Origin of the sequence: Thermus scotoductus DSM 8553, from assembly GCF_000381045.1 — a bacterium.
Classification (GTDB): domain Bacteria; phylum Deinococcota; class Deinococci; order Deinococcales; family Thermaceae; genus Thermus; species Thermus scotoductus.
Genome location: NZ_KB905737.1, coordinates 1 through 18,614, shown reverse-complemented (window position 1 = coordinate 18,614; position 18,614 = coordinate 1). Strand labels below are relative to the sequence as shown.

The 18,614-nt window shown below is 65.4% G+C and carries 19 protein-coding genes and 2 pseudogenes; 10 read left to right on the top strand and 11 right to left on the bottom strand.

Annotated features, from left to right (window positions below; translation table 11 throughout):
- Nucleotides 1-6: 6 nt before the first annotated feature.
- The 6 genes from F604_RS0104775 to F604_RS0104750 are packed head-to-tail and all read right to left on the bottom strand — an operon-like array spanning nucleotide 7 to nucleotide 8,459.
- Complete coding sequence (locus tag F604_RS0104775; RefSeq protein ID WP_019550642.1) at nucleotides 7-1,317, bottom strand: MFS transporter; 1,311 nt, start codon at nucleotides 1,315-1,317, stop codon at nucleotides 7-9.
- A 3-nt stretch (nucleotides 1,318-1,320) separates the two neighbouring features.
- The gene (gene narI / locus F604_RS0104770; protein WP_019550641.1) at nucleotides 1,321-1,998 is read right to left on the bottom strand and encodes a respiratory nitrate reductase subunit gamma; all 678 of its coding nucleotides are present in this window, start codon (nucleotides 1,996-1,998) and stop codon (nucleotides 1,321-1,323) included.
- A gap of 3 nt (nucleotides 1,999-2,001) precedes the next feature.
- Nucleotides 2,002-2,514, bottom strand: coding sequence for a nitrate reductase molybdenum cofactor assembly chaperone (locus F604_RS0104765; protein WP_019550640.1), 513 nt, complete (start codon nucleotides 2,512-2,514; stop codon nucleotides 2,002-2,004).
- Between the two features lie 9 nt (nucleotides 2,515-2,523).
- Nucleotides 2,524-4,059, bottom strand: a complete 1,536-nt coding sequence (gene narH, locus F604_RS0104760) for a nitrate reductase subunit beta (RefSeq protein ID WP_019550639.1) — start codon at nucleotides 4,057-4,059, stop codon at nucleotides 2,524-2,526.
- 12 nt (nucleotides 4,060-4,071) lie between these two features.
- On the bottom strand, nucleotides 4,072-7,662 hold the full coding sequence (locus F604_RS0104755; RefSeq protein ID WP_019550638.1) for a nitrate reductase subunit alpha: 3,591 nt from the start codon (nucleotides 7,660-7,662) through the stop codon (nucleotides 4,072-4,074).
- A 2-nt stretch (nucleotides 7,663-7,664) separates the two neighbouring features.
- Complete coding sequence (locus F604_RS0104750; RefSeq protein WP_019550637.1) at nucleotides 7,665-8,459, bottom strand: c-type cytochrome; 795 nt, start codon at nucleotides 8,457-8,459, stop codon at nucleotides 7,665-7,667.
- A 135-nt stretch (nucleotides 8,460-8,594) separates the two neighbouring features.
- Between F604_RS0104750 and F604_RS0104745 the strand changes: the two genes are divergently transcribed.
- Together F604_RS0104745 and F604_RS0104740 are read left to right on the top strand one after the other, a co-directional pair.
- Nucleotides 8,595-10,397 carry an AfsR/SARP family transcriptional regulator gene (locus F604_RS0104745; protein WP_019550636.1) on the top strand — a complete coding sequence of 601 codons (1,803 nt, stop codon included), beginning with the start codon at nucleotides 8,595-8,597 and terminating at the stop codon, nucleotides 10,395-10,397.
- A 3-nt stretch (nucleotides 10,398-10,400) separates the two neighbouring features.
- The gene (locus F604_RS0104740; protein WP_019550635.1) at nucleotides 10,401-11,054 is read left to right on the top strand and encodes a Crp/Fnr family transcriptional regulator; all 654 of its coding nucleotides are present in this window, start codon (nucleotides 10,401-10,403) and stop codon (nucleotides 11,052-11,054) included.
- 125 nt (nucleotides 11,055-11,179) lie between these two features.
- Here F604_RS0104740 and F604_RS0104735 read toward each other — a convergent pair whose 3' ends face one another.
- Together F604_RS0104735 and F604_RS0104730 are read right to left on the bottom strand one after the other, a co-directional pair.
- Nucleotides 11,180-11,611 carry a c-type cytochrome gene (locus F604_RS0104735; protein ID WP_019550634.1) on the bottom strand — a complete coding sequence of 144 codons (432 nt, stop codon included), beginning with the start codon at nucleotides 11,609-11,611 and terminating at the stop codon, nucleotides 11,180-11,182.
- 5 nt (nucleotides 11,612-11,616) lie between these two features.
- Nucleotides 11,617-12,759 carry a TIGR04053 family radical SAM/SPASM domain-containing protein gene (locus F604_RS0104730; protein WP_019550633.1) on the bottom strand — a complete coding sequence of 381 codons (1,143 nt, stop codon included), beginning with the start codon at nucleotides 12,757-12,759 and terminating at the stop codon, nucleotides 11,617-11,619.
- 198 nt (nucleotides 12,760-12,957) lie between these two features.
- On the opposite strand from F604_RS0104730, the gene F604_RS0104725 reads away from it, so the two are divergent.
- From F604_RS0104725 to F604_RS0104705, 5 genes are all read left to right on the top strand, one after another.
- A complete protein-coding gene (locus F604_RS0104725) occupies nucleotides 12,958-13,158 on the top strand; it encodes a DUF542 domain-containing protein (protein ID WP_019550632.1) in 201 nt (66 codons plus the stop codon).
- Nucleotides 13,155-13,451 carry a cupin domain-containing protein gene (locus F604_RS0104720; RefSeq protein WP_019550631.1) on the top strand — a complete coding sequence of 99 codons (297 nt, stop codon included), beginning with the start codon at nucleotides 13,155-13,157 and terminating at the stop codon, nucleotides 13,449-13,451. Before F604_RS0104725 ends, F604_RS0104720 begins: the two co-directional genes overlap by 4 nt.
- Complete coding sequence (locus F604_RS0104715; protein WP_019550630.1) at nucleotides 13,448-13,825, top strand: hypothetical protein; 378 nt, start codon at nucleotides 13,448-13,450, stop codon at nucleotides 13,823-13,825. Before F604_RS0104720 ends, F604_RS0104715 begins: the two co-directional genes overlap by 4 nt.
- 31 nt (nucleotides 13,826-13,856) lie before the next feature.
- Complete coding sequence (locus F604_RS0104710; protein WP_019550629.1) at nucleotides 13,857-14,957, top strand: YwiC-like family protein; 1,101 nt, start codon at nucleotides 13,857-13,859, stop codon at nucleotides 14,955-14,957.
- Between the two features lie 166 nt (nucleotides 14,958-15,123).
- Entirely contained in the window at nucleotides 15,124-15,690 is a 567-nt protein-coding gene (locus F604_RS0104705; protein ID WP_019550628.1) for a hemerythrin domain-containing protein, read from the top strand.
- On the opposite strand, the gene F604_RS0104700 is transcribed toward F604_RS0104705, so the two are convergent.
- The 3 genes and pseudogenes from F604_RS0104700 to F604_RS0104690 form a co-directional block, all read right to left on the bottom strand.
- Nucleotides 15,687-16,874 carry an NAD(P)/FAD-dependent oxidoreductase gene (locus F604_RS0104700; protein WP_019550627.1) on the bottom strand — a complete coding sequence of 396 codons (1,188 nt, stop codon included), beginning with the start codon at nucleotides 16,872-16,874 and terminating at the stop codon, nucleotides 15,687-15,689. The genes F604_RS0104705 and F604_RS0104700 overlap by 4 nt on opposite strands.
- Nucleotides 16,875-16,915: 41 nt before the next feature.
- A pseudogene (locus F604_RS11910) lies at nucleotides 16,916-17,236 on the bottom strand (4Fe-4S dicluster domain-containing protein); the annotation flags it as partial.
- A 7-nt stretch (nucleotides 17,237-17,243) separates the two neighbouring features.
- Nucleotides 17,244-17,513 (bottom strand): indolepyruvate ferredoxin oxidoreductase subunit alpha, encoded by a 270-nt coding sequence (locus F604_RS0104690; protein ID WP_019550625.1) that lies wholly within the window; start codon nucleotides 17,511-17,513, stop codon nucleotides 17,244-17,246.
- 230 nt (nucleotides 17,514-17,743) lie between these two features.
- Here F604_RS0104690 and F604_RS0104685 point away from each other — a divergent pair, with 230 nt between their 5' ends.
- The 3 genes and pseudogenes from F604_RS0104685 to F604_RS0104675 form a co-directional block, all read left to right on the top strand.
- Nucleotides 17,744-18,079: a hypothetical protein gene (locus tag F604_RS0104685; RefSeq protein WP_244922429.1), complete on the top strand. Its 336-nt coding sequence runs from the start codon at nucleotides 17,744-17,746 to the stop codon at nucleotides 18,077-18,079.
- Nucleotides 18,070-18,375 (top strand): hypothetical protein, encoded by a 306-nt coding sequence (locus tag F604_RS0104680; RefSeq protein WP_019550623.1) that lies wholly within the window; start codon nucleotides 18,070-18,072, stop codon nucleotides 18,373-18,375. The genes F604_RS0104685 and F604_RS0104680 overlap by 10 nt, the downstream gene beginning before the upstream one ends.
- A 43-nt stretch (nucleotides 18,376-18,418) precedes the next feature.
- Nucleotides 18,419-18,614 (top strand): annotated as a pseudogene (locus F604_RS0104675) (IS607 family transposase); the annotation flags it as partial.

The following is an 18,614-nucleotide window of genomic DNA, read 5'->3' as shown; positions in this document are numbered from 1 at the left end:
CTCCTTTCAGCGGTCTCCTTTCAGTTCAAAGTCGTGCTGCAAATGCTTGGCCTCTTGTTGCAAAAGCTGGATCACCGTGAGGTGCATCCAGAGGAAGGCGATGGCCGTGAGGAGGAAGAGGACGAAGAAGGTCATCTGGGGCAGGCCGGTCCAGGCCTGGGCGTAGGCGAAGAGGGGCGGGAGGAAGAAGCCCCCCAGGGCCCCCAGCATCCCCACCAACCCCCCCACCGCCCCCACGTCCTTGGGGAAGTAGGTGGGAATGTGCTTGTACACCGCAGCCTTGCCAATGCCCATTCCCACGCCGATGATGAAGACCAAGAAGGTGAAGAGCCAGACGTTCATGGTGAACTGCATGACCTCCTTGGGGCCCCCCTTGGTGTAGAGCACGATGTGACCTTCAGGCATCATGAGGATGGCCGAGGGAATGAGGATGCTCCAGAAGGTCCAGTACATGACGCGCCTGGCCCCCAGGCGGTCGGAGAAGTACCCCCCCACCGGCCTCAAAAGGCTTGCCGGGAAGATGAAAAGAGCGGTGAGCAAAGCGGCCTGGTGGAGGGGCAGGCCGAAGACGTCCACGTAGTACTTGGGCAACCAGGCGGAAAGGGCCACGTATGCGCCGAAGACGACCACGTAGTAGAGGCTGAAGCGCCAAACCCGGATGTGGCGGAGGGGTCTGAGCATCTCCAAGAAGGGCCTCCCCTGCCCCGGCCGCTTGTCCCGCCTGGGGGTGCCGAACCACATGACAAAGCCCATCAGCACCAGAAGCACGGCATAGAGAAAGGGGATGAAGCGCCAGCCTCCGGGGATTAAGCCTCCCAGGTACCCTGCCGGCGGGATGCTGGCGATGAGGGCGGGCCCGATGAACTTGGTGACGCTGGCCCCCACGTTCCCCGCCCCGAAGACCCCCAGGGCAAAGCCCTGCTGCTCCTTGGGGAACCAGGCGGAGTTCCAGGCGATGCCCACGCTGAAAGCGTTTCCCGCAAAGCCCACCAGGAAGGCGTAGAGGAGGAGTTCCTCATAGCTCCCCGCCCGGGAAACCAGGTAAGCGGGAATGGCGGTGAAAAGGAGCATCAGGGTGAAGACGATCCGCCCCCCATATCGGTCGGTGAGGATGCCCGTCACCATGCGCCACAGGGAGCCATTCAGGATGGCCACCGCCGAAATCCAGGAAAGCTGCACGTCCGTAAGGCCAAACTCCTTGCGGATGGGCACCCCCAGCACCCCGAACATCAGCCAGACCGCAAACATCAGGGTGAATCCCAGGGTGGAAAGCCAGAGGACCCTAAGCCGCTCGTGGCGCTCCTCTTCCAGCCGCATAGCTCACCTCGCCAGCTTGCGCACCCAAACCACGATTTGCCAAGGCCTTAGGAGGTAGCCCAGAGGTACGGTGATCACGTGGACCAAGCGGGAGAAGGGGAAAACGGCCACAAGGAGCCAGAAGTTGAAGACGTGGAACTTGATCCAGAAGGGTAGGTCCAGGAGGAGCTCAGGCCGGGGCTGCAGGGTGAGGACGCTCCAGAGGTAGGGGGTCATGACCGCGGGGAACCAGAAGCTCCCGTAACGGTAGAAGAGGGCGGTCAGGACCCCAGAGAGGGCGGAGAGGAGAATCAGGACCAGGACCAGGTAGTCCATGCCCGTGGAGGCCGCCCGCACCCGGGCCACCGAGATCCGCCGGGCCAGGAGGACATAGGTGCCCACCAGAGCCCAAAATCCAAGACCCAACCCGGTGATCTCCAGGAGGTAAAGCCTCACGGGTACGGCGTTCCAAAGGAGCAGGCCCTTGGGCAGGAGGAGGGCCAAAAGATGGCCCAGGAGAACCAGGACCAGGCCCCAGTGCATGGCGGTAGAGCCGAAGAAGAGGCGCTTCTGCTCCAGAAGCTGGCTGGACTGGGCCGAGACCGAAAAGGGCCGGTAGACCATGCGGTAGGCGGTGACCGCCACCGCCAGGGTGAGGGCGATGTAGGGGAAGATGCCGAAGAGAATCGTATTCCAGTTCATCCTTCACCTCCTCGCCAAATCCCCCTGCAAGGCCTCCTGGACCCCCTCGAGGACCAGGAGGTAAGGGTTCTTGGCATCCAGGGTCTTGAGGGTCTTGTGCATCTCCTGAAGGGCCTTGGGCAGGATCTCCAGAAGCTCGGGAAGGGGGTTTTCACACCGGGCCAGGTAACGGAGCACGTTGGCCAGGTGGTCGGGAAGCTCGGTTCCCGGGTCCAGGTTGATCTCCCGGAAGGCCCGCACCAAAGCGGCCAGGAGCTCTCCCCGCTGGTAGCTTTCCCCGTAGACGGCAAACCCCACATAGGGGGCGGTGGTGGGGGTGAGGTCCAGGGTGCGGGTGTAAAGCTCCTCCCACTCCCCCAGGGAAAGCTCCTCCACCTGGCGCAAAAAGCGCTCCAGCTTCTGCTTGGCAGGCCCCCTGGGGCAGGCGATCCAGCGCCGCCAAAGTTCCTCCAAGCGGCCCGGCATGGGGTAGTCCAGGGCCAGGGCCAGGGTTTCCAAAAGGGTGGCGTTGCGCATGGCTTCCTCCTACTCCCCCCTCAAGGGCGGCTGGATGTAGCCGAAGCCCGTCTCCCCCTTGTGGGCCAAGGGATCCTTCCACACCTCCGCCGCCATCTCCCGGTGGTAAGGGGGCAACACGAAGCGCTCCTCCAGGGTGGGGAGGGTGGTGAGGCGGTAGATGGCCTCGGCCTCCTCGAGGGTGAGCCCGGCATCCCGCAAGACCTTCCGGGCCTTTTCCGTCACGCCGCCTTCCAGGCTTTCCTGCCTTTTCAGGATGCGCACCGCCAGCATCTTCTTAAGGGCGGGCACGATAAGGCTTTCATTGCCGGCGCTGAAGAGGTTGGCCAGGTACTTCACCGGCATCCTCGCCTTTTCCAGGCTCTCGTACACCTCAAAGTCCAAGTCGGTTTCCGGAAGGTCAAGCCGCACCAGACCCTCCCTCCCCTGGCTAGCCCTTAAGGCCTTCTCCAGGGTGGACACCACCGGGGAAAGAGGCGGAACGTAGAACATCATGGCCAGGGTGCGGTATTCGGGGTGCAGGGGGAAGGCCAGCCCCCAGACCTTCACGAACTTGTAAATGGGGGAGTTCTGGGCGGCCTTAATCCAACCCTCGTCAATCCCCTCAGCCTTGGCGGCGGCGATGACCTCGGGATCAAAGGGATCCAGGATGATCCCAAGCTGGGACTCCACCAGCCGCTCGTCGGGCACCATGGCCGCCTCGGGGATACGGTCGGCATCGTAGAGGAGCACCCCCATGTAGCGGATCCGCCCCACGCAGGAGTGGGCGCAGGCCGGGGCCTGGCCGGTCTCCAGGCGGGGGAAGCAGAGGATGCACTTTTCGCTCTTGCCTGTGGCCCAGTTGTAGTAGACCTTCTTGTAGGGGCAGGCGGCCACGCACATCCGCCAGGCTTTGCATTTGTTCTCGTTGACCAGGACCACCCCGTCCTCGGCCCGCTTGTAGATGGCCCCGCTGGGGCAGGCAGCCACGCAGGAGGGGTTTAAGCAGTGGTTGCAGATGCGGGGCAGGTACTGGAAGACCACGCCCTCAATCTCCGCAAGTTGGGCCCGCACCTCGGGGTCCAGCCCCTTTAGGTTGGGATCGTTGGCGGCGTAGAGGGGGCTTCCCCCAAGGTCGTCGTCCCAGTTGGGCCCGGCCCCTGGGGTCATGGGCTCCCCCGTGATCATGGAGATGGGGATGGCGGTGGGCTGATCCTCCCCTTCGGGGCTGGTGAAGAGGTCGCTATAGCGGAAGGTGAAGGGCTCGTAGTAGTCGTCCAGGGAAGGCAGAGCGGGGTTGAAGAAGAGGCGGAAAAGCCCCTGGGTGCGGGAGTGCAGGCGGAGGTCCAGGTGGCCATCCTTATACTCCCAGCCCCCCTTGAAGCGCTCCTGGTCCTCCCAGCCCGTGGGGTAGCCGGTGCCGGGGCGGGTTTCCACGTTGTTCCACCACATGTACTCCGCGCCCTTGCGGTCGGTCCAGAGGTTCTTGCAGGCGATGGAGCAGGTGTGGCAACCGATGCACTTGTCCAGGTGGAAGAGCATGGACATGTGGGCTCTAACCTTCATGGCGTTCCTCCTTTACCACTCCGGGGACTTCTCCAGCTTGCGCACGAAGACCCAGGTGTCCCGGTTCACCCCCACGGGCCCCCAGTAGTTGAAGGCGTAGGTGAACTGGGCATAGCCCCCGGACATCAAAACGGGCTTGAGGCGGGCGCGGGTGATGGAGTTGTTCATTCCGGCCCGCTTGCCCCTAAGGGGGCTCTTGGGAATGCCCACCGTGCGCTCGGTGGCGTGGTACACGAAGACGGTTCCCCTGGGAATCCGGGCCGAGACGATGGCCCTTTGCACGAAGACCCCGTTGTCGTTGAAAAGCTCCACCCAGTCGTTGTCCTTAATGCCCAGTTCCGCGGCATCCTTATCGTTGAGCCACACCGGGTAGCCTCCCCGGGAAAGGGTCATCATGCGGTGGTTCTCGGAGTAGGTGGAGTGGATGGACCACTTCCCGTGGGGGGTGATGTAGTTGAGGAGCTTGCCCTGGGCCTCCTTGGCTGCCTTTTCCGTCTCCTGGAGCATGAAGACCTCAGGCCTTGGCTTGTAGGTGGGCAGGTGTTCACCCCAGGCCAGGTAGTTGGGGTGGTCCAGGTAGAAGTGCTGCCTGCCCGTGAGGGTGCGCCAGGGGATGAGGCGCTCCACGTTTAGGGTGTAGGGGCTATAGGCCCGGCCCAGGTTGATGATGGCGCTCCAGGTGGGGGTGGTGAGCTGGCGGCGGGGCTGGGCCACCAGGTCCTTGAAGGAGATGCGCACGTGGCGGTTGCCCTCGGCGAGGTCGGCGAGCCTCACCCCCGTTTTCTTCTCCTCGTCCAGGAAGGCCCGGTAGGCGAGCTCCCCGTTGGAGACGGGGTCTAGGAAGAGGATGGCCTCCGCTACCTCCCGGGCCTCCTCGAGGCTCGGCCGCTTCTCCCCTTGGAAAACCCTAGGCTGGCGCTCCGCCAACTCCCTGTAGAAGTCCTCCACCGGGATGGTGAGCCCGTGCATCCCCACCCCCACCTTCTCCACCACCGGCCCCAGGGTGACCATCTTCTCGTAGATCTGGGTATAGTCCCGCTCCACCACCCGGAACTTGGGCATGGTCTTGCCGGGGATGGGCTCCACCTCCCCCTTCTTCCAATCCCGGTCCTCCGCCTGGGCCAGCTCGTCCGGGGTGTCGTGCTGCAAGGGGATCATGACCAGGTCCTTCACCGGGGTGGGCAGGTGCACCCGTGCCAGTTCCGAGACCTTCTTGGCAATGGCCTTGAAGATATCCCAGTCGGGCTTGGACTCCCAAGCGGGGGGCACGGCCGCCTGCAGAGGGTTGATGAAGGTGTGGAGGTCGGTGGTGTTGATGTCGTCCTTCTCGTACCAGGTGGCGGCGGGGAGGACGATGTCCGAGTAGAGGGCGCTGGTATCCATGCGGAAGTTGAGGTCCACCACCAAATCCAGCTTCCCCTCGGGAGCGGGCTTCCGGTAGACCACCTCCGTCACGTGCTCTGCAGCCACCTCCTCGGCGATGGCGTTGGTGTGGGTTCCCAGGTAGTGCTTGAGGAAGTACTCGTGCCCCTTGGCGCTGGTGCCGATGGCGTTCCCCCGCCAGATGAACCAGACCCTGGGCCAGTTCTCAGGAGCGTCGGGGTCCTCCACGGCGAACCTCAGTTCCCCCCGCTTAAGGGCCTCCACCACGTACTGGACGATTTCCGCCTCGGTCTTGGCTCCCCTGGCCTCCGCCTCCTTGACCACCTCCAGAGGACTCTTGTTGAACTGGGGGAAGAAGGGAAGCCACCCCTTGCGCACCGCCCGCACCTGATGGTCTAGGGTGTGGTCGGAAAATCCCTGGGCCGTCTTATCGTAGGCGGCGAAGCCTCGCTCGTAGCGCCACTGGTCGGAGTGGACGTAGTGGAAGCTCGGGGTGTTCTGCTGCCTTGGGGGGTAGCCCCAGTCGGTGGCGAAGGCAATGGGACCCCAGGAGGCCTGGTTGGCCAGCTTCTCCTGCCCCACGTAGTGGGCCAGGCCCCCGCCGTTCACCCCCACGCTTCCCGTGAGCATCAAAGCCACGATCCCCGCCCGGTACATGAGGTTGTTGTGGTACCAGTGGTTGATGCCCGCTCCGATGATGATGAGGTTTTTCCCCTTGGTCTTGAGGCCGTTTTCCACCCAGGAGCGGGCGTACTTAAGGAGGGTATCCCGGTGGATCCCGGTCCACTTCTCCTGCCAGGCAGGGGTGTAGGGAAGTTCATCCCCGTAATCCCTGGGGTAATCCCCCGGAAGACCCCGCCCCACCCCGAACTGGGCCATGAGGAGGTCAAAGACCGTGGCCACCGCCACCTTTTCCCCCTCCTTGGTCACCACGTACTTGACGGGCACGCCCCGCTTGAGGTTTTGGTCGGAGGAGAAGTCGTCAAACTCCACAAGAAGGACCTCGTCCTCCGCCCCCAGGAGGCTCAGGCGGGGGTTTAAGGGCTCCCCGGTCCTAGGATCCTCCAGCTTCAGGTTCCACTTGCCCTTCTCCTTCTGCCAGCGGAAGCCGAGGGTCCCTCCGGGCATCCTGGGGCCTTTCTCCTCATCCCAGAGGAGGAGCTTGAAGTCCCCGTTCTCCTCCTCGGCGTACTCCGAGAGGCGGTTCGCCCTCAGGTAACGCCCCGGGCGGCCGTCCGTAATCTCCACCAGGAAGGGGGCGTCGGTGTAGCGCTTCAGGTAGTCCAGGAAGTAGGGCACCTCCCGCTCGGCGTAGTACTCCTTGAGGAGGACGTGGTTCACCGCCATCCAGAAGGCCCCATCCTGGCCGGGATGGATGGGAATCCACCAGTCGGCGTACTTGGAAACCTGGGAGAAGTCGGGGCTAAAGACGGTGAGCTTGGCCCCGGCGTGGCGCACCTCGGCGACGAAGTGGGTGTCGGGGGTGCGGGTCATGTTGAGGTTAGAGCCCATGACGGCGATGAAGCGGGCGTTGTACCAGTCGGCGGACTCGTGAACGTCCGTCTGTTCCCCCCAGATCTCGGGGGAGGCGTTGGGCAGGTCGCAGTACCAGTCGTAGAAGCTCAGGGGCACGCCGCCCAAGAGGGAGAGGAAGCGGCTTCCGGCGGCGTAGGAGATCTGGCTCATGGCCGGGATGGGGGAAAAGCCGATGACCCGGTCCGGCCCGTAGCGCTTCACCGTGGAAACCACGGCAGCGGCGATGAGCTCCAGGACCTCGTCCCAGCTCACCCGCCTGAAGCCTCCCTTTCCGCGGGCCTTCTGGTAGCGCTTGCGCTTATGAGGATCGCTCTGGATGGCCTCCCAGGCAGCCACGGGGTCGGGATGTTGCTTTTTGGCCTCCCGCCAGAGGTCCAGCAGGGCCCCCTTGGCGTAGGGGTACTTCACCCGGATGGGGCTATAGAGGTACCAGCTGAAGCTGATGCCCCGCTGGCAACCCCTGGGCTCGTAGGGGGGCAGGCCCGCCTCGAGGCTGGGGTAGTCCGTAGCCTGGAGCTCCCAGGTAACGATCCCATCCTTGACGAAGACCTCCCAGGAGCAGGAACCCGTGCAGTTCACCCCGTGGGTGGTCCGCACCCTCTTGTCGTGCTGGAACCGGTTGCGGTAGAACTCCTCCCACTTCCTTTCCGCTGGGCTTTCTATTTCCCTGATCCAATCCTTCATGTTTACCTCCTAAGCTGGCTTTGGATGCGCTCCGCCAGGCTCCTGGGCCTTAGCTGCCAGAGGATGGCCTGGTAAAGCAACAAGAGTCCCAAAAGCACCAATCCCGCCACCAAGAACCGGCCCAGATACAGGGAAGCGGGCCTTGGAACTTCATTGGAGACCTGCACCAAGAAAGCGGCCAAAGCCGCCGCCTCGGCCTCGGTCAAAGGCTTGCCCTTGTAGGCTTCCCGCATCACGGGGAAAGCGGGGTTTTGTAACAAACCGGTAAGCCCCGCCTCGCCCCCCAGGCGCTTGGCGGCATCCGTGAGGTCCTTGCCCAGGGACCCCCCGCCCAGGAAGCCTACGCCCGCCACCGTGTGGCAGGCCTGGCAGGGGGCCCCGCCGTTCTGCAAGGGCTTCTGGCCCAGGTATAGGGCCCGGCCTAAGGCGGGATCCCCTTGGACCTGAGGCGCGAGCGCCGGGGCCTCGGCTTGGGCACCCGATAAACCCTTTAGATACTGGGCGATGGCCCGGGCTTGGGCCTCGGATACCTGGGGCATGGGAGGCATGACCCCGCTATAGCTCACCCCATTTACCTCCAGGGGGCCGGAAAGCCCCTCCCGCACCACCTTCACCACATAGGCCTCGTCTTGTACCCGTGGGTTCCCCGCCAAGGGGGGGATGGCTCCCGGGATACCCTGGGCTTCCGCCCCATGGCAGGCGGCGCAGTACTGGCCGTAAAGGGTTTTCCCATCTTGGGCCAGGGCCAGGGCTAGGGCCAGGAGCAAGGCCAGGGGAAAGAACCTTTTGCCCTTCATCCTCACCTCCGGCTTGCAGTTTGGAGGGAGGCACTGGCAGCCACTGGCTCCCTTTAGGACATATGTCCCAAAAGAACCCCCCTGGGATTTTTGCTGGGACGTCTGTCCCCAACACCTCCCCTATACTGGGAAGCGATGAAGCCCTTAGCCCGGCTTAGGCTGGATCCCAAAGGGGTGGCCACGGTCCTCGAGGCCGACCCTTCCTTGGACCTGGAGGGGAACGGCCTCCCCTGCGCCCTTTTGGTCCAAGGACAAGACCCCTTTGGCCGCCCCCTTTGCCCCCGGTGCCCGGTGCAACGGGAGCTGAGACGGGGAGCCTACCGGGCCAGCACCCCATTGCTGGTCAAGGGGCGGCGCCTCCGCTGCCAGGGATACCGGGAAGCGGAGGGCTTCCTGGTGGAGCTTTACCCCGAGCGGGCCGAGCCCCCAGATCTCCTTCTGGAGCTTTCCCGCCTGACCCAGCACCTTCTGCGTAACCCCGAGGGGTTCCCGCAGGCCCTCGAGGACTTCCTCCGCGCCCTACGCCTGGCCCTAGGCATGGAGGCCGCCGAACTCTTTCTGATAGACCCCGAGGGCCATCACCTGATCCTCACCGCCTACGAGGGCCTTCACCGCGAGGCCTTCCTGGAAAGGCCCTGGTTCCAGTTGGGGGAAGGCTACCCCGGGATTGTGGCCCTGAGGCGCGAGCCCCTCGTCACCCACGCCCTGGGGGAAGATCCCCGCTACCTGAGGCAGAAGGTGAAGCAACTGGGCTACCAAACCTATGTCTGTTGCCCCCTGGAGCTTCCCCACAGCCTCATCGGCGTCTTAAACCTCGCCTCCCGCGACCCCCGGTTGGACCACGAGGCCCTTTTAGACAGCCTCGGCCGCATAGGCCCCCTCTTTGCCAGCACCCTCTACACCCTCCTGACCCGCTTGGGGGAGGTAGGGCTCGAGGCCATCGCCCAGCACCTCCTCCGGGGCGAGGCCTCCGAGGCCCTCCTCACCTTCCTCCAGAAGGTACGCCGCCTCACAGGGGCCACGGGGGTGCAGGTGGTGGCGCGGGAAGGGCGCCGGGTGGCGCTGGGCTGGGTCCCGCCCTGCACCATGAAGAACTGCCCCGCCTGGCGGGGGGAGGTGGCGGGCCTGAAAAACGGTCTCCCCGACTGCCCCGAGGCCGAGGGCCGCCCCCGGATCTGCCTTCCCCTCTGGGCTAAGGGAGAGGTGGTGGCGGTCCAGACCCTCTTCCACGCCCGTCCCCCACGCCCCCCCACAGGCCCCGCGGCCCCTGCCCTCTGGCTGGAGCGGCTGGTCCTTCCCCTGCTCTTTCCAAAAGAGGAGGCCAGGCCCATCCCCGAGCTGGAGGTCTATGCCCTGGGGGGCTTCCGGGTCCGCTACCGGGGGCGGGAACTCGGTCCTCGGGACTTCGGACGGCGGGGGGCGTACCAGCTCCTCAAGCTCCTCCTTGCCCACAAGGACCGGGCCCTGTACGCCGAGGACCTCGCCGAAACCCTCTTCCCCGAGCTCCCTCCGGAGAAGGCCCGGCAGGAGGTCTACACCCTGGTCTACCATCTGCGCAAGGCCTTGCCGGGAATCGTGGAGCGGGAGGGGGAGTACTACCGGCTAAGGCTCCCCGAGGACCGCTTCCTGGACTTTGAGCGCTTTGAGGCCCTGATGCGCAAGGCGGACCTCGAGGAAGGCCTCGCCGCCTTCAAGACCCTGCGCCAGGCCCTGGAGCTCTACAAGGGCCCCCTCTTCGGCGATGACCCCTACGGGGAGTGGGCGGAGGCCGAGCGGGCCTACCTGCAGGAGAGGGCCCTCTCCGGCCTTCTGCGCCTGGGGGAGCTGGCCGAGGCCCTGGGTTACCTGGAGGTGGCCAAGGAAGCCTACGCCAGGGCCTTAAAGCTGGAACCCTTCCTGGAGGAGGCACAAAGGCGCCTGAGCTTCTTGAAGGGGTAAGGAATGGATCTTAAGCAGGTTCCCCTCTTCCGAGACCTGAACCCCGAGGACCTCAAGGCCTTGGAAGGCGAGGCCAGGGCCAGGCGGCTAAAGCGGGGCGAGGTGCTTTTCCTCGAGGGGGAGCCCGTGCGCTCCCTCTTTGTGGTGGAGAAGGGCCTCATCAAGGTGTACAAGCTGGACCCCGAGGGAAGGAAACAGGTGGTCCTGCACCTGGAAGGCCCAGGGCGGGTCCTGGCCGAGGTGGCCCTCTTCCTGGAGCGCCCCACCTACCCCGCCAGCGCCGAGGCCCTGGAGGAAAGCCAGGTCCTGGCCATCCCCAAGGAGCGCTTCTTCCAGCTGGCGGAGGCCCGTCCCCCCTTGGCCCGGGCCCTGATCCGTTACCTGGCCCGGCGCCAGGGGCAGCTTCTCCACCTTCTGGACCGTCTGGTCTTCCACGAGGTGCGGGAAAGGCTGGCGGAATACCTCTTGGAAACCCTGGCGACGGAGGGCCAGGGCTTCCTCCTTCCCACCAATTCCGAGCTTGCCGCCCTGCTCGGCACCGTGCCCGAGGCGGTCTCCCGCAACCTGGGAGAGCTCTACCGGCAGGGGCTCATCCGCCTCCAGGGGCGAAGGGTATATGTGGACCGCCTCGAGGACCTAAGGTCCCTCCTCTCCTGAGGCGGGCACCCCCGCGAAGCCCCCGCCCAACGCTTCGCCTCAAGGCCCCTTCCGCCCGATGAACCCCTGGTGCGCCAGGGGCGGGAAACCGGCCTCTCCCCCACCTGCCGCGACCCTGCCCCGGCCTAAGGGCGGGTCTTGGCCACATCCTGGGGCTTTAGGGGGCTCGCCCGGAGCCTCTTCACCTCCTCGGGGGATATGGGCCTCGGGTTCTTGTTGCCGAAGGAGGAGAGAACGTAATTGAGAAGAGCAGCCACCTCCGCGTCGGAGAGCTGGCCGTAGCCCGGCATCACGCCGTTATAGGTGGCGCTACCCACCTTTAGGGGCCCTTGGAGGCCGAAAAGGACCACGCGGATTAGGTAGACCCGCCCCTTTTCCTCCTTGGCCAGCTGGTCTAGGCCCTTGAGGCTGGGGAAAACGCCGGGAACCCCAAGCCCTGTGGGTTGGTGGCAAGCCTGGCAGTACTGGCCGTAGAGCTTGGCCCCCTCCTGGGCCAAGGCCAGACCCAAAAGGCCTAAAGCCGCAAGCGCGCCAACCAAGAGTTTCTTCCTCAGCATACCCTTCACCTCCCGATCACGTGCTTCCCCACCTTCTCCAGCCAGGCCGGGGGCACGTAGGCGCACCGGGGCTCGCTTTGCAGGTAGTCCCCGGTCTCTGCCCAGGCCCGGGCCCGGCTTCCCCCACAGACATAGCGGTACTCGCACACCCCGCACTTCCCCTTGAGGAGATCCTTGTTCCGTAGCTCCCGGAAGAGGGGGCTATTTCGGTATATCTCCAGAAGAGGTTGTTCCCGGATGTTCCCCGCATAGAGGGGCAAAAACCCCGAAGGGGCTACATCTCCGGTGGCGGAGACGAAGACGAAGCCGTTTCCGTCCGTAACCCCTAGCCGGGAGTGCTCCATACCGTCTTGGAAGTATTCCCGATAGAGGCTCTCCCCCGCGGCCAGCGCCCGGTCCTCTACCCCTTCCTCCTGCCGCCTTTGCAGGACCACCCGGCGGAAGTGGTGGGCCTCCGTGGTCTTGACGTGGAAAGGATAGGTCTTGGAAATCTGGTAAAGCCAGTGGAGGACTTCCTCAAACTGTTTGGTGGAAAGCTGCCGAAGAAGCCCTCCCCGGCCCACTGGCACCAGGAAGAAAAGGCTCCAGAGGACCACCCCCTTCTCCGCTAAGAGATCGGGAAGGGCTTGGATCTCGGGCCAGTTATCCCGGGTGACGGTGGTGTTCACCTGGGTGGGAAGCCCCGCCTCCCGGGCCCAGGAGAGGGCCTCGAGGGTCCTTTGGAAGGTCCCCTCCGCCCCGCGGAAGGCATCGTGGCTTTCGGAGGTGGCCCCGTCCAAGGAAAGGGCCAAGCGAGTCACCCCCGCCGCCTTAAGGCGGAAGACCATCTCCCGGGTGAGAAGCGGCGTAGAAGCTGGGGTAAGGCCCACCTTGAGGCCTAAGGCCTTGGCCTTCTCCAGGATCTGAAAAAGGTCCTTCCGGGCCAAAGGATCCCCTCCCGTGAGAAGGAGGAGGGGCTTGGGGTGGTAGGTGGCGACCTCCTCTACAAGCCGAAGCCCCTCCTCCGTCGTCAGCTCCCCCGGAAGAGGGTGAGGCTCCGCCGAGGCCCGGCAGTGCCGGCAGGCCAGGAGGCAGGCATGGGTCACCTCCCAGGCCACCAGGTAAGGGTAACGGGCAAAATCCGTGGTCTCTATCCCGCTGATCTCCATGCGCGCCTCCTTTCACCCCCAGCTCCTAACTTAGGGCCTCCAAATCCCGGTTTCCTTAACCTGGGTCAAGGGGAAGGTCCCCAGGCGCTTCGGTTGCCCAGGAATCCCTATCCGGTTTTCCCCCCTTCGCCCGCCGGTCTAGAGGAGACTTGACCCAGGTCATGGCCGGGAATCCTCTAGACGAGGAAGCTTAGGAGCATGGAAGGCATCACCCTAAGGACCACGGTGAACGAGATCCTCGAGCGTTTTCCTGAGGCGGTTAGCCTTTTGAGCCAACTGGGCCTGGACACCTGCTGCGGCGGGGCAGAGCCTTTGGAGGAGGCGGCCAAGGCCGCCGGGCGGGACCCCCGGGAGGTCCTAGAGGCCCTCCGCGCCTTCCTCGCCAAGGAGGCCCGGTGAACCTCCTGGAGAGGGCCCGCTATGGGGAAATCCGGGGGGTGGAGGTCCTTGCCGACCACCCCGAGGTCCGCCTCGTCCTCTTCAGCCTGCAGAAGGGGCAGGAGGTGCGGGGCCGGGGGGAACCCCGGGTCCACCTCCTCTGCCTCGAGGGCGAGGGCACCCTGTGGGCCGGGGAAAGAACGATCCCGGCAAGCCCTGGAACCCTCCTCGCCTGCCCACCCGGTGAACCTCACGGGGCCAGGGCCGGGGAAGGGCGGTTTCTGGTCCTTGGCATCATCACCCCCAGGCCATGATCCTGGCAAGCCGGCTTGCCCTCACCACGGCCCTCCTCTGGTTTGTAGCCGCCAATCTGGTGGGACTCCTGCTCGGCCTGGGTGTCCTACCCTACAATTGGCGCCCTGCCCACGCCCACATGCAGCTTTTGGGTTTTGTGGCCCTCATGATCTACGGCGTGGCCTACCACGCCCTGCCCCGTTTCCGCGGCGTGGTCTTCCGCAGGCCCGGGCTCGCCCTCTTTCAGGTAGGCCTTGCCAACCTGGGCCTGCTGGGCATGGCCCTGGCCTGGGGGCTGGGCCTGGGGGCAGGGGTCTGGGGAGCCTTCGCTGGCCTTTCCTTTGCCGCAGGCTTCCTCTTCGCCCTTTTGGCGCTGGAAATCCTCTGGGGCTAAGGAGTCCTGTCCACGTTCTAGGGAGGTGAGTATGCGCACGACCCCAAGCGTGCCCTTAAAGCCGGTAGCCCTCCCCACGGAGCACGGGGGCTGGGGGTTCACCCTCGAGCCTCTCCTCCTCGCCCTCCTCCTCTCCCCTGGGCTCCATACCCTAGGCCTCTTCCTCCTAGGGCTCTTCGGTTTCCTGGCGCGGCACCCTTTGAAGCTCGCTTACCAGGACCTGAGGCGGGGAAAGCGCTACCCGAGGACCGAGCTGGCCCTGAGGGTGGGTGGGATATACCTCGGTTTTGCCCTCTTGGGCCTCCTCCTCACCGCCCTAACCGCTAAAGGGCCCTTTCTCTACCCCCTCGCCCTGGCCTTCCCCCTGGGGGCCTACATGGCCTACATGGATGCCCAAAACCGCTCCCGGGACCTTTTCCCCGAGATTGCGGCCGCCCTCTTCATGGCGGCCTTCGCCCCCGCCGGGGTCTTGGCGGGCGGGCTCCCCCTGGAGGTGGCCCTGGGAAGCTTCCTCGCCCTGGCCCTAAGGGATGTGGCCGCCCTCTACTACGCCAGAACCCAGGTCCTAAGGGCCCGGGGCCAAAGCCCCAAGGTCTATCCCGCCCTCCTCGCCCTCGGGGGTAGCGCCCTTTTGGCCCTCTTCCTTTCCCGGCAGGGCCTCCTTCCCCTCCCTACGCTCCTCGCCCTCCTCCTCCTCGCCTTCTTCGGGGGCTTCACCCTCTTTTTGCCTCCCGTCCCCGCCCGGGTGGTGGGCTGGACCCAGATGGGTTTCGGCCTCCTCATCGTTTTGGCCACCGCCTTGGGCTACACCCTCCAGGGCCTCCCCACGGCCCTTCTTGGCGTGCCCGCCCTTCACCGGGCGCTGGGCCTACCCCTTGTGTTCCTGGCCTTCCCAATGGGCTTCTACCTCCTTTGGCGGCGGGAGGTGCCCCGCCTGGCCCGGGCGCTCCTTGGCCTCTACGACCTGAACGTCCTCCTGGGCCTGGTCTACCTGGCCTTGGTGGGAAGGCTCTCCCCCCACCCCCTCCTGGCCCTCCTGGGGGTAGGCCTCCTCCACCTCCTCCTGAAGCGGCCCTATCCCTGGCCCGGTCTGGGGTTTCTCCTCTTGGGTATGCTTCTCCTTTGGCACTAGGCCGTCCTGGCCGCCAAGGGACCGCTGGCGCCGCACCCTTTGGGAAGGACTTGGGAGTCGGGCAAGGGGCTTGGGGCCCGCCTTGACCTGGGTCATAGACGGGGAGGGAGGGTAGGTGAAGGCTGGAGGCCTGGGCGGCCCCCCCGCCTAAAGGAAAGGAGGCAAGATGATTTACCCCTTTGAAGGCAAAGGGCTAGTGAGGCCAGGGGGTCAGGTCCGGTGCCTGGACCTAAAGCCGGGGGAGAAGCAGACCCTGAAGGTGGAGCGGAGCGAAGACGCTCTCCTGGCAGTTCTCGAAGGGGTTCTGGTGGTGGGGTTCTGGGGGCGCTCCCTCCGCCTCCAGCCGGGCCGGACCGTGAGAGTTCGGCCTGGCCAGCTCCATGTGGAGGCCCCAGAAGGCGGGCGTATCCTCTGGATCACCTTGGGGCTTTCGCCGAGCCAGCTCGCCCGGGACCACAAGGAGCTTGAGGCCCTTCTGGAAACCCTGCCCTCCCAAGGAGCAGCCGAGGCCCTGGTTCAGAGGCTCCAGGCCCACATCGCCCTGGAGGAGGCCCTCTACTACCCCACGCTAAGCCCCGGAAACCGTCGGGATCGGCTCCTGGAGCACCGGCTTCTCCTGGAACTTCTGGGAGAGCTCCAAAGCTCCCTCCGGGAAGGCCGGCCCGTGGATGGGGTGGTGGAACGCCTCAAGATCGCCCTCCAAGCCCACAGCGAGGCGGAGCTAAGGGCCTAGTCGGGGAGGATCCGCACCCCAGGTTCCCGGAAAAGATAGGTGTAGGCCCAGTCCAGGAAGACCAGAAGGCGGTTGCGGAAGCCCACGAGCTCCCTCAGGTGCACGAAAGCCCAGAGGAGCCAGGCGGGAAGCCCAGCCACCCCGAGGCCCCAAAGCTCCGCCACCGCCCGATTGCGGCCGATAACCGCAAGCTGCCCCCGGTCGCGGTAGCGGAAGGGGAGGGGGTCCTGCTCCCTTAACGCCCGGAGGAGGTTTCGCGCCGCCCACCGCCCCTGTTGCAGGGCCACGGGTGCGAGCTGGGGGAAGCCCAGCCCGTTGAGGTCCCCCACCACGTACACCTCGGGATAACCGACAAGCCGCAGACAGGGGTCCGTGGGCACCCGGCCCCGAGCGTCCGCAGGAAGCCCAGGAAGGGGGTTCCCCCGCACCCCCACCGCCCAGAGGACGAGGTCCCCTTTAAGCCGCTCGCCCCCGGAAAGCCTTACCCATCCCTCCCCCACCTCGGCCACCTGGGCCCCCAGGCGCACCCTCACGCCAAGTTGGGCCAAGGCCCCCTCCGCATACCGGCCGAGGGCCGGCCGGAAAGCGGAAAGGAGCCGGGGCCCCGCCTCCAGCAGGGTGACGGTCCCCGCGGGCACCTCGGGGAAGTCCCGTGGCAGGGTGTAGCGCAAGAACTCGGCCAGGGCCCCGGCGAGCTCCACGCCCGTGGGCCCGCCCCCCACCACGAGGAGGTCCAGGGGGCGCCCCCTGCGGGCCGCTTTTTCCAGGGCCTCGAGGAGGCGGTACCGGACCCTTAGGGCCTGGCCCAGGGTCTTGAGGAAGAGGGCATGCTCCCTCACCCCCGGTACCCCCAGGTCGCTGGGAAGGCTTCCCGTGGCCACAACAAGGAAGCGGTAGGGAAGCGCATCCCCGCCCTCCAGGAGGAGCCTTTTCCCCTCGAGGTCCACCCGCTCCACCCGGCCGAGGAGAAACCGGCCCCGGCGCAGCAAGGCCCGCAAGGGGTAGGCCACGGCCGGCCCCTCCAGGAAGCCGGTGGCCACCTGGTAAAGGAGGGGCTGGAACAGGTGGTGGTTCCGGGCGTCCAGCAAGAGGTAGGGAACCCGCGCCCTTTCCAGAACCCGGGCGGCGGCAAGCCCCCCAAAGCCCCCGCCCAGGATCACCACCTCTGGCCAAGCCCCGCCCATGCCTGCTCCCGCATTTTAATCCGGCCGTAGCCCCCGGGGGGTCAGAAGGCCTCCTCCAGGATCCTCCGCTTGACCTCGGTGATGAGCCGGTTCACGTCAATGCCCCGCGGGCAGGCCTCGGTGCAGTTGTGGGCGTTGCGGCACCGCCACACCCCGTTTCGCCCGCCGAGCCAACTGGAAAGCCGCTCCTCGGCCCCTCGGTCGCGGGAGTCAAAGAGGAAGCGGTGGGCCTGCACGATGGCCGCCGGGCCGATGTAGTGCCCGTTCACCCAGTAGACGGGGCAGCTGGAGGTGCAGGCGGCGCAGAGAATGCACTGGGTAGCTCCTTCCTTCGGAACCCTCTCCCCTTCGGATGGGGACTGCCGAGGGTCATCCCCTCCCCTCGAGGACGTGCACGTTGGGCAGGGTCTGGGCCCAGGTGCGGTTCTTCTCTATGTAAACCTTCCACTGCTCCGGGACGTCCTCCTCGGGGTAGATGGCGTTCACCGGGCAAGCGGGCACGCAGGCCCCGCAGTCAATGCACTCGTCGGGGTGGATGTAAAGCTGCTCCCCGGCATCGTAGATGCACTCCACCGGGCAGACCTCCTGGCAGGACCGGTCCTTCACGCCAATGCAGGGCTCACAGATCACGTGGGGCATAAGCACCTCCAAGCCCCAGCCTGCCCCCTCGCCTTCCCCTCGTCCATGACCCGGATCAAAGGTTTTTCCCTCAGGCCAACCTCCACCTGCACCGCTGAGGACCGCTCCCGGGAATAGGCTCCTTGCCCGGCATCACACTCTGGAGCTCAAAGGAGGAGGAAACTGTGGCTATGGTCTCCCTGAGAAAACCCCTACCCCCATATGCCCTCCACACCCCAGGGGGGCAAAGGGTGTACCTACCGGACCTCAAGGGAAAGATCCTGGTCTTGCTTTGCGACCTGGATCTGGCCCGGGCCCTGGCCACCCGCCAGGAGGAGCTTTCTGCCCTCGAGGCCCAAGCCTTTTTCCTTTCCCAAGAGGCCCGGGAAAGCCCCTTGCCCCTCCTTCTGGACCGGGAAGGGAACCTGATTCAGGCCATCCCCCACCAGGGAACCTTAATCGCCGACCCCTTCCTGGAGGTCTACCACCTGGGCCCGGTGAAGGATGTGGAGGAACTCCTAGACTGGGTGCGGTTTGTGGGGGGGCAGTGCCCGGAGTGCGTCCTGCCGGAGGCGGAATGGCTCTAAAGGACGTGGCCGCCCTCTACTACGCCCGCACCCAGGTGCTTAGGGCCCGGGGGGCAAGCCCTAAGCGCTACCCTGCTTACGTCGTCCTTTGGTCCACTACCCTCCTGGCCTTCTTCCTACAAGGCCAGGACCTCCTTCCCCCCGCCACATCCCTTGCCCTCCTTCTCCTGGCCCTTTACGGGAGCCTGGCCCTCCTCAGACCGCCGGTGGAGGCCAGGGTTATCGGCTGGACGCAGATGGGCTTTGGCCTTTTGGTGGTCCTGATACCGGTTGCCAAAGTTGTGGTCTGTTATTGACGTCTATCCTCTTCTGTGTTAAGGTAAAGGCGGAGAGATAGGGGTGAAGCTGTCCCATTGGGCCAGAAAGCACGGGATTCCCTACCGCACCGCCTGGAAGTGGTTCAAGCAAGGGATTCTGCCTGCCAGGGCCATCCAGCTACCCACGGGCACCATCCTGGTTCTTGAGGAAGAGGAAGAGGTTAGGCTCCCCCAGGATGCTGCGGCCATCTACACCCGGGTCTCGGTGCACGAGGCCA

What these genes read in the sequence shown, in the direction of transcription:
- F604_RS0104775 (WP_019550642.1), bottom strand. Translation starts at nt 1,317, where the DNA reads ATGCGGCTGGAAGAGGAGCGCCACGAGCGGCTTAGGGTCCTCTGGCTT.
- narI (WP_019550641.1), bottom strand. Translation starts at nt 1,998, where the DNA reads ATGAACTGGAATACGATTCTCTTCGGCATCTTCCCCTACATCGCCCTC.
- F604_RS0104765 (WP_019550640.1), bottom strand. Translation starts at nt 2,514, where the DNA reads ATGCGCAACGCCACCCTTTTGGAAACCCTGGCCCTGGCCCTGGACTAC.
- narH (WP_019550639.1), bottom strand. Translation starts at nt 4,059, where the DNA reads ATGAAGGTTAGAGCCCACATGTCCATGCTCTTCCACCTGGACAAGTGC.
- F604_RS0104755 (WP_019550638.1), bottom strand. Translation starts at nt 7,662, where the DNA reads ATGAAGGATTGGATCAGGGAAATAGAAAGCCCAGCGGAAAGGAAGTGG.
- F604_RS0104750 (WP_019550637.1), bottom strand. Translation starts at nt 8,459, where the DNA reads ATGAAGGGCAAAAGGTTCTTTCCCCTGGCCTTGCTCCTGGCCCTAGCC.
- F604_RS0104745 (WP_019550636.1), top strand. Translation starts at nt 8,595, where the DNA reads ATGAAGCCCTTAGCCCGGCTTAGGCTGGATCCCAAAGGGGTGGCCACG.
- F604_RS0104740 (WP_019550635.1), top strand. Translation starts at nt 10,401, where the DNA reads ATGGATCTTAAGCAGGTTCCCCTCTTCCGAGACCTGAACCCCGAGGAC.
- F604_RS0104735 (WP_019550634.1), bottom strand. Translation starts at nt 11,611, where the DNA reads ATGCTGAGGAAGAAACTCTTGGTTGGCGCGCTTGCGGCTTTAGGCCTT.
- F604_RS0104730 (WP_019550633.1), bottom strand. Translation starts at nt 12,759, where the DNA reads ATGGAGATCAGCGGGATAGAGACCACGGATTTTGCCCGTTACCCTTAC.
- F604_RS0104725 (WP_019550632.1), top strand. Translation starts at nt 12,958, where the DNA reads ATGGAAGGCATCACCCTAAGGACCACGGTGAACGAGATCCTCGAGCGT.
- F604_RS0104715 (WP_019550630.1), top strand. Translation starts at nt 13,448, where the DNA reads ATGATCCTGGCAAGCCGGCTTGCCCTCACCACGGCCCTCCTCTGGTTT.
- F604_RS0104710 (WP_019550629.1), top strand. Translation starts at nt 13,857, where the DNA reads ATGCGCACGACCCCAAGCGTGCCCTTAAAGCCGGTAGCCCTCCCCACG.
- F604_RS0104705 (WP_019550628.1), top strand. Translation starts at nt 15,124, where the DNA reads ATGATTTACCCCTTTGAAGGCAAAGGGCTAGTGAGGCCAGGGGGTCAG.
- F604_RS0104700 (WP_019550627.1), bottom strand. Translation starts at nt 16,874, where the DNA reads ATGGGCGGGGCTTGGCCAGAGGTGGTGATCCTGGGCGGGGGCTTTGGG.
- F604_RS0104690 (WP_019550625.1), bottom strand. Translation starts at nt 17,513, where the DNA reads ATGCCCCACGTGATCTGTGAGCCCTGCATTGGCGTGAAGGACCGGTCC.
- F604_RS0104680 (WP_019550623.1), top strand. Translation starts at nt 18,070, where the DNA reads ATGGCTCTAAAGGACGTGGCCGCCCTCTACTACGCCCGCACCCAGGTG.